Source organism: Paenibacillus sp. BT-177, from assembly GCF_025846815.2.
In the GTDB taxonomy this organism is placed as follows: domain Bacteria; phylum Bacillota; class Bacilli; order Paenibacillales; family Paenibacillaceae; genus Paenibacillus; species Paenibacillus polymyxa_C.
In genome coordinates this window covers 1-942 of the sequence record NZ_JAOYTP010000038.1, presented here as the reverse complement: position 1 = coordinate 942, position 942 = coordinate 1, and the positions used below count along the sequence as shown (strand labels likewise).

The 942-nt window shown below is 49.0% G+C and carries 1 protein-coding gene; it reads right to left on the bottom strand.

The genetic code is table 11. The annotated features are described in order from the left end of the window. Positions 1-942: condensation domain-containing protein (locus OIU26_RS25830; protein ID WP_264218417.1), on the bottom strand; the 942-nt coding region annotated here is incomplete at both ends.

The following is a 942-nucleotide window of genomic DNA, read 5'->3' as shown; positions in this document are numbered from 1 at the left end:
CCTGTACGTAAAATAGACACCCGCATCAGCTCGCCTGAGCTGAAATGAAAGCCTTCGGCTTTGTCGCGCTCAGCAAAATCAGCAATGTATGCGTCCTGCTCTTCTTGTCCCATCAAGCGTATATCTTCAAAACGGAACCCCGCATGTTTGTGTCGATACACCACCTGTAAAGGCTGTTCATTCCAGCCGCTATAAAAATTCGTTCTGAATATTTGATGGCGATCCACCAGTTGATTGAGGCTTTCGGCAAAAGTCTCCACTTGAAAGCTGCCTTGTAGATCAAATGTCGCCTGCTCAAAATATGCCCCGGATTGCGGCTCCATGAAGCCGTGGAACAGAATGCCTTTTTGCATGGGTGTTAACGAATAAATGTTTTCCAGTTCTCCCGCAGCAGCCGTCTGCTCTACAATATGATCCAGCTCTACAGCCGTCAGTCCTCGGAAGGACAAGTCGCTTGGGGTCAGCTCCGGCAACTCTTTGGCCACACAGTGATCCAACACCTTACGCAAGCTCTCCTGCAGCAGATCAGCCAGCTTTTTGATTGATTTTTTCATGAACATTTTGTTGCTGTAGCTGATCGTCAGCTCCAGGGTACCGTCCGTGATCATGCCGTTAATATCCAGCGCATACCGCTTGGTCAACGTGTCACTCATGGAAGCCCCGATGGAATAAGGAGACATGCGGAAAGCATTATTTTTCAAATCCTGATCGAATTGTCCGAGATAGTTAAAGCTGATTTCCGGCTCGGCAACAAAAGCTGCTTTCCCTTCTCCGTCAGCAAGATATCTCAAAATCCCGTATCCAATCCCTTTATGCGGCAGACGGCGTAGTCCTTCCTTGACGTTCTTGACACGCTGTCCCACATTCCGGTCCTCGCCCATATCCAGGACAACTGGGAATTGGCTGGTAAACCAACCGACCGTGCGCGTAATATCCATATCC